At 36.9% G+C, this 13,637-nt stretch carries 12 protein-coding genes and 1 pseudogene; 7 read left to right on the top strand and 6 right to left on the bottom strand.

Annotated elements, in window-relative coordinates; all coding sequences use genetic code 11:
* Positions 1–21 precede the first annotated feature (21 nt).
* The 4 genes from WFN33_RS02165 to WFN33_RS02150 all read left to right on the top strand — a co-directional run bounded on the left by WFN33_RS02165 (position 22) and on the right by WFN33_RS02150 (position 3,864).
* A complete protein-coding gene (locus tag WFN33_RS02165; RefSeq protein WP_336951126.1) occupies positions 22–591 on the top strand; it encodes a TetR/AcrR family transcriptional regulator in 570 nt (189 codons plus the stop codon).
* A gap of 145 nt (positions 592–736) precedes the next feature.
* Positions 737–1,756, top strand: a complete 1,020-nt coding sequence (locus WFN33_RS02160; protein ID WP_336951125.1) for an MBL fold metallo-hydrolase — start codon at positions 737–739, stop codon at positions 1,754–1,756.
* Between the two features lie 196 nt (positions 1,757–1,952).
* Positions 1,953–2,501, top strand: coding sequence for an RrF2 family transcriptional regulator (locus tag WFN33_RS02155; RefSeq protein ID WP_336951124.1), 549 nt, complete (start codon positions 1,953–1,955; stop codon positions 2,499–2,501).
* A gap of 157 nt (positions 2,502–2,658) precedes the next feature.
* Complete coding sequence (locus WFN33_RS02150; protein WP_336951123.1) at positions 2,659–3,864, top strand: NAD(P)/FAD-dependent oxidoreductase; 1,206 nt, start codon at positions 2,659–2,661, stop codon at positions 3,862–3,864.
* A gap of 428 nt (positions 3,865–4,292) precedes the next feature.
* Here WFN33_RS02150 and WFN33_RS02145 read toward each other — a convergent pair whose 3' ends face one another.
* From WFN33_RS02145 to WFN33_RS02120, 6 genes and pseudogenes are all read right to left on the bottom strand, one after another.
* Complete coding sequence (locus WFN33_RS02145; RefSeq protein WP_336951122.1) at positions 4,293–5,210, bottom strand: alpha/beta hydrolase; 918 nt, start codon at positions 5,208–5,210, stop codon at positions 4,293–4,295.
* A gap of 37 nt (positions 5,211–5,247) precedes the next feature.
* Positions 5,248–6,174, bottom strand: coding sequence for an alpha/beta hydrolase (locus WFN33_RS02140; protein WP_336951121.1), 927 nt, complete (start codon positions 6,172–6,174; stop codon positions 5,248–5,250).
* Positions 6,175–6,415: 241 nt separating this feature from the next.
* The gene (locus tag WFN33_RS02135; RefSeq protein WP_336951120.1) at positions 6,416–7,309 is read right to left on the bottom strand and encodes an AraC family transcriptional regulator; all 894 of its coding nucleotides are present in this window, start codon (positions 7,307–7,309) and stop codon (positions 6,416–6,418) included.
* A 39-nt stretch (positions 7,310–7,348) separates the two neighbouring features.
* Complete coding sequence (locus tag WFN33_RS02130; protein ID WP_336951119.1) at positions 7,349–8,497, bottom strand: NADH-dependent flavin oxidoreductase; 1,149 nt, start codon at positions 8,495–8,497, stop codon at positions 7,349–7,351.
* A 118-nt stretch (positions 8,498–8,615) separates the two neighbouring features.
* Complete coding sequence (locus tag WFN33_RS02125) at positions 8,616–9,530, bottom strand: AraC family transcriptional regulator (RefSeq protein ID WP_336951118.1); 915 nt, start codon at positions 9,528–9,530, stop codon at positions 8,616–8,618.
* A 552-nt stretch (positions 9,531–10,082) separates the two neighbouring features.
* Positions 10,083–10,776 (bottom strand): annotated as a pseudogene (locus tag WFN33_RS02120) (type 1 glutamine amidotransferase domain-containing protein).
* 89 nt (positions 10,777–10,865) lie between these two features.
* Between WFN33_RS02120 and WFN33_RS02115 the strand changes: the two are divergent.
* The 3 genes from WFN33_RS02115 to WFN33_RS02105 all read left to right on the top strand — a co-directional run bounded on the left by WFN33_RS02115 (position 10,866) and on the right by WFN33_RS02105 (position 13,370).
* Entirely contained in the window at positions 10,866–11,279 is a 414-nt protein-coding gene (locus WFN33_RS02115) for a MerR family transcriptional regulator (RefSeq protein WP_336951469.1), read from the top strand.
* Positions 11,280–11,372: 93 nt separating this feature from the next.
* Entirely contained in the window at positions 11,373–12,170 is a 798-nt protein-coding gene (locus tag WFN33_RS02110) for a type 1 glutamine amidotransferase domain-containing protein (protein WP_336951117.1), read from the top strand.
* 165 nt (positions 12,171–12,335) lie between these two features.
* Entirely contained in the window at positions 12,336–13,370 is a 1,035-nt protein-coding gene (locus tag WFN33_RS02105; RefSeq protein ID WP_336951116.1) for an acetoacetate decarboxylase, read from the top strand.
* Positions 13,371–13,637 lie beyond the last annotated feature (267 nt).

The raw sequence follows: 13,637 nt of genomic DNA, 5'->3' as shown, positions 1-13,637 counted from the left end.
ACTCAATTAATATATTTATCTATGGCCCGTCCTCGTAGTGAAGATAAACGTAATGCAATTTTAATTGCTGCTATTGAAACATTGGCAGAACTTGGAGAGCGTGCATCTACTTCAAAAATAGCCAAAGTTGCTGGTGTGGCAGAAGGTACTTTATTTACTTATTTCAGTAATAAAGAGGAATTACTCAACCAATTATACCTTTCGCTAAAGGCCGAGCTGCGTCAGGTCATAATGCTGAATTATCCGAACAACTCAGGCCTACAAACCCAAATGTTTTATATATGGCAAAGCTATCTGGACTGGAGTTTAGATGCCCCACTCAAACGTAAAGTGATGGCGCAGTTGTCGACTTCAGAACAAATTACAGAACAGAGTAAACACATTGGTATGCAAACTTTTTGTGATTTTACGAAGACTATTCAAGAAAATATTGATGATGGAAAATTAAGAGATTATCCACCCTTATTTATCGGTTCGATTTTGGGTGCACTTGCCGAAGTCACACTCAACTTTATTGCCCAAGACACTTCTCAAGCTGATCTTTATCGAAAGTCCGGTTTTGAAGCGTTTTGGCATGCAGTTTCAATGTAGATAAAGACTAAAGTAAGAATGTGCAGCATTCTTATTTTTTAAATTAATTAATGAGTGATTAAATACTCATTTAAATAAATCAAAATAAGCACTTATCTCAAGTTCTTATTTACAGACATAGGTTATTCCACTCAAGGAAAATAAAATGACAATTTCAAATGCAACAGACTTGCCTTCTCCCTTCATGTCATCACAGCAACACAATGGGAAATTTAGCAATACACGGCCGAATTTGCACACACATTCTTTCGGAAAAACGCTAGGCTTAATGTGGAAATTTTTATTTAATAAACCCAAAAATACGGTGCCAAATCGAGAAATTCCTGTTTTAAGTTTATCAAAAGAACAACTCATGAGTGCCCCAGACTGTTCTCTATTTCGTCTTGGGCATTCGACTATTTTATTAAAATTGCGTAATGAATTTTGGTTAACCGATCCTGTTTTTTCTGAACGCGCCTCGCCTTTTCAGTGGATTGGCCCTAAGCGTTTTCACCAACCACCAATTAGTATTGCGGATTTACCTCCCATTAAAGGTGTGATTTTGTCGCATAACCACTATGACCATCTCGACTACCATGCAGTAATCCAACTCAAAGACAAAGTTGAACACTTCTTAACACCACTTGGTGTCGGTGACGCACTGATTAAATGGGGGGTGCCAGCAGAAAAGGTCCAGCAACTTGACTGGTGGGAAACAATCCATGTGGATGGTCTTGAGCTAATCGCCACCCCTGCCCATCATTTTTCAGGCCGTGGTATGAGTGATAGCAATGCAACGCTTTGGGCATCGTGGGTAATTATTGATAATGATTTACGGATGTTTTTTAGTGGTGATACTGGTTATTTCGATGGGTTTAAAGAGATTGGAAATCGTTATGGTCCTTTCGATCTTACCATGCTAGAAACTGGGGCCTATGATCCAGAATGGCCAGATGTTCACATGCAACCTGAGCAAACGTTACAAGCACATATCGATTTAAAAGGACGTCATTTGTTGCCTGTACATAATGGGACTTTTGACTTGGCGCTTCATGCTTGGGATGATCCATTTGAACGGATTGTGGCTTTGGCTCATCAAAACCAATTAGCGATTAGTACGCCTCAAATGGGTGAAGTATTGAACTTAAACGAGCCAAATGTCGAAAATTATTGGTGGCGTTCATAATTTTTTCGATCATTTTTAAATTATTTACGTCCTTTAATTCTCTTTTAAATGTATTTATATTCAGTGATATAGCCTTATTATTTTAATCTATATTTTCTTTTCATAAAACTAGGACTAACTTTGTCTTAGTTTTATTGTTGACTTAAAACACAGACTACATTAGTCTGTGTTTGTAATTGATCAATTATGAAATTAAATGGCTTATATTACTAGTAGCGTCGAGTATGCGATTCACTGTCTTCTTTTTCTTGTGAACAATGAAGATAAACCTTTAAGTAGTAAGGATCTTGCTGAATTACAAGGAGTTTCTCCGAGTTTTATGGCCAAGATTTTTCCTAAACTTGAAAAGGCAGGTCTTGTTGTTGCTCAAGAAGGTATTCGCGGCGGATATTTACTCGCTCGATCTGCTCAAGAAATTACTTTTTTAGATATAGTGAATGCAATCGAAGGTGAAAAATCGCTTTTTGAGTGCCAAGAAGTTCGTGGTAAATGTGCGGTCTTTAACAATGCCCCACCCGATTGGGCAACCAGTGGTGTATGTGCAGTACATGCAGTTATGTTACAGGCTGAAAAAGCCATGCGAGATGCTTTAGGTGCTCACACACTTGGTGATATTGCAGACCGTTTTGGTCGTTATGCACCCGACGTATTTTTTAGTGATGTAAATGGCTGGATTAATGAACGCATAGAAGGAAGAACAGCAAAAATGCGGAAAAGTAAAATATCACGGGATACTCCCGACTAATGAGCTTATAGGCTTTCATCCCTAAGGTAAAACTTCTCTAAACGTTTTAAATGCCTTCTCAGATTTTTCGGACAGTCAGAGAAAGGATTCACTCACCCAAAATTTTGGGATGAGTAAGAATTTGTATGTCCGAAAAATCTATCAAAAGGATAATCAAATGAGTAAGCGTATTATTATTGCAGGTTCTGGCTTTGCTGGGTTATGGGCAGCACTTGCCGCACAACGAGCAATTTACTTGACTTCCCAACAACAAAACATTGAAGTGATGATGGTTTCCCCTAGTCCAAATGTGGATATTCGTCCTCGACTTTATGAAGCTGTACTTGAAAATATGTACCCTGATATTTCAGAGTTATTAAGTATAGTAGACGTTAAATATGTGGCTGGCTGGGTAAATGAAATTGATACTACTGCCCAAAATCTTGTAATTACCACAACTCACGGCGATAAACAGACTTTAAGCTATGAGCGTTTTATTCTGGCAACTGGAAGTACTACTTTTATGCCACCTATACTGGGGCTGACTGAATTTGGATTTAGCGTAAGTACATTAGAAGATGCTGAAAAACTTGACCAACATCTTAAAAGCTTAGCCAATAAACCTGCAAATGCAGCACGTAATACCGTCGTGGTTGCAGGCGGTGGACTGACTGGGCTTGAAACAGTGACCGAAATGCCTGAGCGCCTACGTAGCATTTTAGGTGAAACTGATATTCGTGTGGTTTTAGTCGATTCATCAGCAGAAATTGGTGCAACATTGGGTGACGAAGCTGCGGCGGTAATTCGAGAAGCGCTGAGCGAACTTGGCATTGAAGGTAAAGCTGGACTACGGGTTACTGCACTTGATGCTTTTGGGGTAACACTTTCTAACGGCGAAAGAATTGAAGCAGAAACTGTCATTTGGACTGCGGGCATGCGAGCGAACTCGCTGACCTCTCAAATTGTAGGTGAAAAAGATAATTTAGGTCGTATTTTAGGTGATGCTTATTTACATGCACCAGAGGCAAAAAATATTTTTGTGACGGGTGATACTGTAAAAGTTCCAACCGACAATATAGGTAATTTTAACGTGATGTCATGTCAGCATGCCATGAGCCTAGGCCGTGTAGCGGGTTACAATGCTGCAGCAGAATTGGTTGATTTGCCATTACATGCGTATAGCCAACCAAAGTATGTGACTTGTGTCGACTTAGGCCCATGGGGAGCACTTTACACTGAAGGATGGGATCGAAAAGTTCAATTTGTGCGCCATGAGGCGAAAAAAATTAAACAAGAAATTAATACGGTATGGATTTATCCGCCAGTTGCAGATCGTGAAGCTGTTTTTGCTATAGCAAATCCTGATTTTGTAATTGTTCCTTAAAATTAGTTTTATTAAAGCAGATCATTTTATTTAACTCTCCCAAAAGCAAAACTAGTGATGGTTTTGCTTTTAGTTTTTTTGAGACATTAAGTTATGAGTTTTTAAACTCTTTTATTATCGCTAAAGCCGTTTTTTTAGCAGAAAATGTGTTTTATCCTGTAAAATATCAATGCACCTGAAACGTTTTATCCAAATATCTACTGCTGTTGAACACAAATATCAACTTCAATATGATCACTGGGACGTTAACTTTGACCTATAGCAATTACAGAGTCCCCTTGCTGAACCGCTGCTTTCACAATTTCAACACCCTTTCCGCGCGTTGTATTTATCACAAACCAAACACGTTTCCTTGCGTTACTCTAAACATTCAATAAAAAACAGGCCACTTTAAAGTGACCTATTGAATTACTTTAAATGCAGAGTAATTAAAGTTTTGTCGTAAAGAATGGAACAAGTTGACCAATTGCCTCATCAACAAAATTCAATTTGTCATACAGTGACATATGGTTTGCCCCTACAACGACATAGAGCTGTTTATCTGTACTCGCTGCACGATTAATTAGATCTTCACTCATCCACTTACTGCCCGCGTTACTCCCTGCAATTGCGAGTAAAGGTTGAGTAAAGAAGGCTTCTGCTTTGTTGTATGCATCATAAGTAATGATTTGGGTTAAACTATGTGCTGTTGCAAAACCCGGTGCATTTGGATGCTCTGCTCGTGGAGTATGGTAATACTCCCAAGCTTCACGCAATTCTTCGTTCGGTGCATCTTCTTCTTTCAATGGAGCAAGCGGAATAGTTACAATCTCTGCACCACTCGCATCTGAAGTTCGAGCATCTGTACCTGCTTGGATATAGGGAATTGCATCTGCGTCTTTGACATTGTTCTCCCATCCGTTACGGAACATTTGGCCAATGTTGACTGCACTCACCATACCTACAGCTTTGATACGACGATCATTGATTGCTGCGTTTGCGGTATAACCGGCACCTGCACAAATCCCCATCGCACCAATACGGTTATTGTCGACATAAGGTAATGTTGTTAAATAATCAATCACGGCACTGACGTCTTCAGTACGGATATAAGGATTTTCTAACTGACGTGGTAAGCCTGTACTTGCACCTTGAAAAGATGCATCATAAGCAATTGTTACAAAGCCATGTTCAGCAATCTTACGAGCATATAAACCAGCCGTTTGCTCTTTGACACCACCGCCAGGATGGCTCACCACAACCGCAGGATAAGTTTTGCTTTCATCAAACCCTTCAGGGAAATTAATTACTGCTGCAAGTATAATTCCTTGACCATTTTGATTCTGAATACTGATTTCTTTTGACATTTTAGTATTCCTCTATTGAACTTTTTATATTTCAAAATTAAAGATATTCTTTAAAAAATGGGATTGCTTTCGCTAATGCTTTAACAACAGGTTCTGGTTGGTCGTACAATTCGTAATGTGATGTATTTTCTAAAACCAACAACTCTTTTTGTTTCGATGCTGCACGACATACAATTTCATGACCATCTCGGTAAGCTCCAAAAGCTCCTGGTTTGTCACCGATTACAACCAAAATCGGTTGGGTTAATAAGACTTCAGCTAAGTGAAATGCATCCCAACCCAAAGCCACACTCATACGAGAAAGTAATGCACTGGTTGCACCGTTTGGCTGCTGACCACGAGCAGTTTTGTAGTAGTCAGTCGCTTCTAATGGGTCAATATCGGTAATTCCAGCTTTTTTACCCTCCTCTACGGATGGAGGAAGTAAATCATTCACTAATAATTCTCCACCACGAGCTTCGGCAGTACGTTGTGATCCAATTGCCTCAAGCCCTTCAATCAAAGCCTCACCTGTTCCACCATAACCTTCACGGGTCATACGGCCAAAGTTCACGCCAGTGATTGAAGTCACTGCTTTAATACGTTTCTCTGTCATTGCCGTGTTGAGTACATAAGCACCACCACCACAGACACCTAAAGCACCAATACGATTTTCATCAACGAAATCTTGAGTGACCAAATAATCTACGGCATAACGGATATCTTCTACACGGTGATATGGATTTTCTATAAAACGTGGTTCACCGCCACTTTCACCTTGGAACGATGCATCGATTACTAGAACTACAAAACCTGCCTCAGCTAGGGCTTTACCATAAATATTGCCAGAAGTTTGTTCTTTACAACTTCCGATTGGATGAACACTGACAATGGCTGGATATTTTTTACTTTTGTCAAAGTCATTAGGAAAAAGGATATTAGCTGCTGATTCCCATGCTAGATTTTTATATTTTACAGTTTGCATATGGAGTACCTCATTCGTTAATTATGCTTAATTACCATCTACTTTAGGTTGGTTACCTATCTTTCTATGTATTCAGTATAGGATGACGAAACCTGATTGAATTGCCTAATTCAACGGATAATTTGCCTATTCTGTTATTTATATAATTTTTTTAAATTAAATATATTTTTCAATATCTTAAAAAAATAAAACCCCACTTCTTTCTTAGAAGTTGGGCGAATATAAAAAATTTTCTGTTAGTTCAAGCTAAGAGTAGGTTTTGGATATCTTTTTGGGGTGAAGAACCAAACAAGCGTGAGTATTCACGGCTAAATTGAGAGGCACTTTCATAACCTACTAAACTTGCTGCATGACCTACATCTACCTCACCATTTAACATCAAATGACGGGCTTCCTGTAAACGGAGTTGCTTTTGGTACTGTAATGGGCTCATACCCGTAATCTCCCGAAAATGTTGTCTAAACGTCGATGGACTCATAAAAACAAGATCCGCAAGATCATCCATTTGAATTTGTTTAATAAAATTATGCTTCAACCATGATACTGCTTTTTCGATCTTGCTATTCATAGAGCCAACTTTAATTAATTGACGTAGATAAACACCATTGGGCCCTGTTAATAAACGAATCATTATTTCTTGCTGAATAATAGGCGATAACTGAGATAATAAAACAGGCTCATCAATTAAATTTACCAAACGATTTATCGATTCGATTAGAGCATAGTCAATAACTTGAACACCGAAAGAGGGTTGTATTTTCTCCTTAAAATCCAATTGCCCCAGTTGAGAAACTATTTTCCTAATCATTGCTACATCAAGTGAAAGCATTAATCCCAAAAAAGGTTTATGGCCAGTAGTACAACGAGTATGACTAACAACTGGAATATCAATCGTTGTCAGCATTGATTGTCCTGATGTATATGTAAAAATTTCTTCCCCAATAATGACTTGCTTTTCGCCTTGTAGAACAATACCTAAACCTAAGTTATAAATACAATGTGTCGCACTTGGGTTGGAACGTCGATGCAAGGATAATGTAGAAATTGCTGTTTGGTGGTCGCCATCAGTTTGACTGAGGCGATCGACATTCTTTGCCAATGAAGTAATGACATCATTTGTAGTTTCATCGTACATTTTTGTCTCCTTGACCAGTCAATTCAAAATCTAGTCTGTTTAAGACTTCTCTATTTGCTTAATCGGAAACCAGCCTTTTGTTGCCTCGATCACCTGCTGTAACTTTTCAGGAATCACAAGTTCAGGCATTTTTTCTAAATCCAATTGAGTTTCAATTTCATCAGCACGATCATTTTGGGCTAACTGTACCCATTCTGGATTTATAATTAGCCCTTTACCTACAGCGACTAGGGGGAGACCCAAACCCAAAGCCTTTTCAGCTTGATCAGGAATTAGAATCATACCTGCAGCCATAATAGGTAATTGATCACCAACATAATCAATTACCTGTTTAATAATAAGTTGTTCATCAATAGTATCGACAGGTTTTGAGTTAAGTAAGTCAACTAATGAAACATGAAGATAACTAATTTCAGCATCTATTAAACGACCAATGAGCTGTAAACTATCAGCTATACGTAAGCCTTTTTCATCATATTCCTCAATAGAAATACGATAGCCTAAAACAAAAGGTTTTTTGGCACATTGCTTAATCACACGTTTTACTTCTCTAACAATCTCTAGAGGAAAATGCATACGTTTTTCTAGGGAACCACCCCATTCATCGTCACGCTGATTAAATTGTGGGGAAAAGAAATTTTGAATTAAAAACCCATGTGCTCCGTGCAATTCAACTCCATCAAATCCAGCTTCAATCGCTCGACGTGTCGTTTCACCAAAGGCATGGATTACCTCTAAAATTTCATTATGGCTTAAAGCACGACTTTTCAGTTGACCATCATTAAATGGTCCAGCAGGTGCAGCTAAAGCGCTTGCACTTACCAAATCAGCATGAGGTATCAAACTAGGTACAGCTTTATTCCCTGCATGGAAAATCTGCAAAATGGCGGGAGCTCCTCCACTTTTAGCTGCTTGTGCAAGTGAGGTTAAACTTGGGATAAAATGATCGTCATACGCAGCAAATTCATTGGTAAAACCAATTCCATTTTCCTGAACATGCGTACAACCTGTAATAACAAGTCCTATATCTTGAGCACGATGTCTTATATATTCGAGTTCTTGCTCAGAAACCGTTGCATCTTCATTTCCAGACCACGTCGTCATAGGCGCCATGACAATTCGATTACGTAAAGAAATCCCATGAACTAACTCAAAAGGTTTAAATAAAGTAAGCTTGCTTAGCGACATCTCAACTGCCTTAAATAATAAGTTGAATATTTATAAGCAGTATAAAAAATGAGAAAACTTTAACATTGCCTAAAATGACGAGTTATTTGCCTATTATATTTAATTCGGCAAAATTCAATTATGAACTCTGCTTTAATCGCTGCACATCACGTTGAGGTGACTCTCCAAACAAACGACTATATTCTCTACTAAACTGAGAAGCACTTTCATAACCGACTAAACTCGCTGCACGTCCTGCATCCAAATTTTGATTTAACATCAAATGACGAGCTTCCTGTAAACGGAGTTGTTTTTGGTATTGTAATGGACTCATTCCTGTAATTTCGCGGAAATGTTGTCTGAAAGTTGATGGGCTCATAAATGCCCGTTCCGCCAAATCATCCATCCGAATCGGTTGTGTATAGTTATTTTTCAACCAACTCACAACTTGGTGAATCTTTTGATTTACAGATCCTGTTTTGACGAGTTGTCGTAAATAAATACCTTGTGAACTATTTAATAGTCTAACGATAATTTCTTTTTGAATTAAATGTGCTAGATGAGGAATCATAGCAGGCTCTTCGAGGACTTTAACCAATCTCAATACGGCATCTGTAAGAGGATCATCTACCCAATCTACTGAAAACGAATCATGAATATCCTCTGAAGATGAATGTTCATCTTCGATTGGCATATTTGCTACAACCTCATTCAGCATCTGAAGATCGAGTAAAAGTAAAACAGCTAAAAATGGTTTATGCGAGGAGGCTTGTACAACATGTGATGTTGCTGGTAAATCAATCGTCGTCAACATACTTTGTCCTTCAAAGCATTTATAGACTTTATCTCCAATCACAATTTCTTTTTGCCCTTGCAAGATAATACCTACACCTAAATTGTAGACACAATGAGTGCTCTCCGTTGGGCTTATTCTGTTATGAAAAGAAAGTCCTGAAATACTAGAAACATGATCCCCCTCTGTTTCAGCTAAATGTGAAACAGCGTGGATCAGTTGGGCTATATTTTTATTTCTTTTAGTAACGACGAGGGACATACATCTACAGCTCAATCAAGAATTTAAATTTTTTACCATGAATGCTTATTACAGTATATATTTTTTTAGTAACCATCAATGCTTAATTAGATATAAAAATCAATATCTTAAGTTTTATTTTATAATTTCCCCATGAATATGCTCCTTTCATCAATCTTTTAGCTGCAATAATTATTTCTTGTTGATTAGTTCCATCTCATAAAGTTAAATTTAAGTAATTAATTTAAGACCGATATTATTGAGTTATCTAAAATCACTAATTGAAAAATGAATAGTTATCAGTGTCCAATTCTTAGCCATTATTTTGGTTCAAACAGTACTTTACAGAGCAAGTTCATGAACTTAGTTTTTTATTATTTCAAATTTAAGACATTTATTATTGTTTTTTTAATATTTTTTAAAATAAAAATATGGATTCAGATTCAGGCAAACATAAGTTAAATAAATAACACGTGTCATTTTATACATTTCTTCTTATATAAATTAGTATTCATGCTTTCATCCGTCAGGCATTATCACTTTAACTCTATTGCACTATACTCAAATATAGAACTACATTTTTTGTAAATACTCGATAATTGCTCCAGCAGTAACACGTGCAGAAAATGGATTCTGACCAGTAATCAAATTTTGATCTTTAACAACATTTGGGGCAAAAGGAATGAACTTTCTTTCATAAAATGCACCATGTTCTTTTGCCCGTTGTTCTGCATTATATGGAACTTTTTTAGCCACACCTGCTAAGACTTCTTCACCCCACGCAAACCCAGTCAATTTTTTATTTCTAATTAAATATTCGCCATTCGAAAGCCGAATATTTAATAACCCGCAATAACCATGGCAAACACTAGATACTACCCCACCGTTTTCATAAATATTTTTGGTAATTTCTTGGAGTTCTAGATTATCCAAAAAATCCCACATTACCCCCATGGCCACCCGTGTAATAAATCACATCGTAATCTTGCTAATTGATTTCAGAGGGCTTCTTTGTATTCTCAAGTAATTTCATAAAGCTTGGATCATTTTTACGTTTTAATACTGATTGATCGGCAACAAAACGTCCTAATGATTTAGGTTCAATTGGTGAATTTCCACCGAGTGGACTTACAATATCTTGAACATAATGATTTTTTTCAAACTCATCGTAAGCATGAGTAAGTTCTCCCAACCATAACCCTGTAGGATAATTTATACCCTCATAGTTATCGACATTAGTGACAATATGTAATATCCGTTTTGTCATAGCAGCCTCTATTTTTCATTTTTATTGATCTTGCTTTTAACACACTATAAGTCTAAAGTTGGCTTTAATGTCAAGTGAAATTAAGTGAAATGAATATAAGCGAGCTATCAAAACAAAGTGGGTTAAGCACACCGACGATTCGCTACTATGAGCAGATTAAGCTGCTTCCAAAGGCAAAACGCAAAGCAAATGGCTATAGAGAATATAGCGAAAATGACCTTAAACAACTTTATTTAATTCAACAAGCTCAGCAAGTTGGTTTTTCTTTAGCAGAAATAAAATCATTTTTGCCATCTAACGTGACAACATGGAATCACGATATTTTGATTGGCTTACTGGAAAGCAAAATTAAAGATATTGAAGATTTAGAGCAAAAATTAGCAATGAGTAAAAATAATCTGCGTACTATGATTAATGCAATTAATAACAAACCTGATGAAATAACTTGTGAGGAAAATGCGCAACGTTTGCTGAATCTTTATTACGTTAATGATCAAGCCTAAGTATTCCATTTGTCGCTAAATCATAAAAGCTATTGACCTTAAACCGAACTTTAAACATAGCATTGGAGACAGGTAATTTATGAGGAACCTGTCATGTTTAAATCTTGGACTCTTCAAAACTGGATCATTGGCTTTATTACACTAATTTTAGCCAATACTTTCGCTTATGCATCTGAACCAACTAAGCATTTAGCATCGAATGGAAAAATTTTAGTGGTGATGACAAATCACTTCGCCTATCCCAATCGTAAAGATACGACAGGCTTATGGTTGACTGAACTTACCCATTTTTATGATGTTGCACGTGCTGCTGGTTATGAAATGGATTTTGTAAGTCCTCGGGGTGGCAGTGTTCCGCTCGATGAGCGCAGTTTAAAAGTAATCTATTTAGATAACGCAGCAAAAATTCATTTAGCTAATCCTGAATTTATGCAACATCTCAAAACAACGCTCGAACCAAAAGCAATTGTGCCATCTAATTATAAAGCAGTGTATTACACAGGTGGTCACGGCACGATGTGGGATTTTCCTAATAACCAAGAACTAAAGAAGATCAGTGAGACAATTTATCAGCAAGGGGGTGTAGTATCTGCGGTGTGTCATGGAGTGGGCGGATTATTACCATTACAGGATCATAAGGGCCAATCACTAATTGCGGGGAGAACAGTAACTGGTTTTGCAAATATTGAAGAGACTCTATCAGGGATGAAATCTCAAGTCCCTTTTCTACTTCAGAACCAATTAATCGAACGCGGTGCTAAATATAAGCGTTCTTTGGTTCCGTTCACCTCTTATGTGATTGCTGATGATCGAATCATTACTGGACAAAACCCTCAATCAAGTAAAGAAATTGCGGAGGCTGTAATACAACGCTTAAAAACCATGCATTAATCCATTTTACACTTGTCCTCAAAAACCAGATTATGTAAATCTGGTTTTTTTATTTTAATAACTGTAATAAACAAAAAAAAAATCAATTAAAAATCATAAAAAGCTTGACCTTAAACCTTACTTTAATCTTAGCATTTAATTAATGTTAATAGGAGGAACACCATTATGTTCAATCAAATTAAATTCCGTCGCTCAACTGCTACTGCATCAATTGGTATATTCTTAAGTTTATCTGCTCATGCTACAACACCCAATACTACCTCTAGCAATGTTGAGAATAGTGATCAAAAAACCACCGTAGTTGAATTTGGACCATATAAAGTAAATGTACCTAAAGGTGGTTATTACGATCGTTTCCGCATGAATCCAGACTTGGATGAAGTTGCTAAAGACCCCGCTGCTGGAAATATCGATTATTTCCGTACTATCCCTAAAAAAATGGTAGAGACTCGTGTTGGTAAAGTTTGGTCACCAAATTTTTATTATCGTACCAGTAATGTACAACTGTTGATGCTTGCTCCAGTATCCAAGTTAAAAGCAAAACTTCCTGCTCCACTTGAGCCATTACAACCTTTCCCTGGCTATGGCTTAGTTTCTCTTACGTTCTTTTCTTATGCTGTAGGTGATGTCGATCCTTACGATGAAGTATCAGTCGCTGTAGTTGTTCGTCAACCTGGTGCGCATAAGTTTCACACTACAGAATTGTTAAGTTCAATGCGTAACCATAAATACTATGGTCATGTTTTAGCATTGCCTGTAGATACAGAAATTGCCCGTGTGCGTGGTGTGTATGGATATCAACTCCCTAAATGGCTGACAGCAATTGATATGACGATTGGTAATAAAAATGTTGAAGCTCAGATTTTGAATACTGATGGTAAACCAGATTTGAGTTTAATTGCACCGTTACCAAAGATTAAGCGTGTCAAACCACAATCTCATATCGAAACTAAAACGATGTTTAATCTAGTTGATGGCCAATGGCATAGTACATCTGTAGAATCTAATACACTTGCCTTTGGACAACAGCTATTTCCGAGAAATGTACAACTTGTTCGAAATGGCGGTCCTATAACTAACCTACTTGATGAGCTCGGTGCTGGTAAAGTATTACGTTTAGATGTGGTCAAAGATGCTCAGTTGGCTTTAAATATGCCAATACCATTGAAGTCTTTAGGTAATGAAAACAACAAAAAGTAAGTCATATTCAAATTAAAGTACTTCCTAGCGAGGTACTTTTTTGTTTGATCTAATATTGATACTCATTTATTATTTTTCAACTAATAAATAGCTTTCAAGATGATTAAAATATTTTTAGTATTTTAATCATAGCGAGATAAGATAAATTTAAATAGCTATATTTAATATAAAATTTTCATCATTTAAAAACTAAAGTAATAAAAAAACCAATTCTAAATAAAATATTTGGAATTGGTTTAAATTAAGAAGGATCACAAACATTTAAGA

Origin of the sequence: Acinetobacter sp. AS167 (assembly GCF_037152175.1) — a bacterium.
GTDB lineage: Bacteria > Pseudomonadota > Gammaproteobacteria > Pseudomonadales > Moraxellaceae > Acinetobacter.
This window is presented reverse-complemented; position numbering and strand designations above follow the sequence as displayed.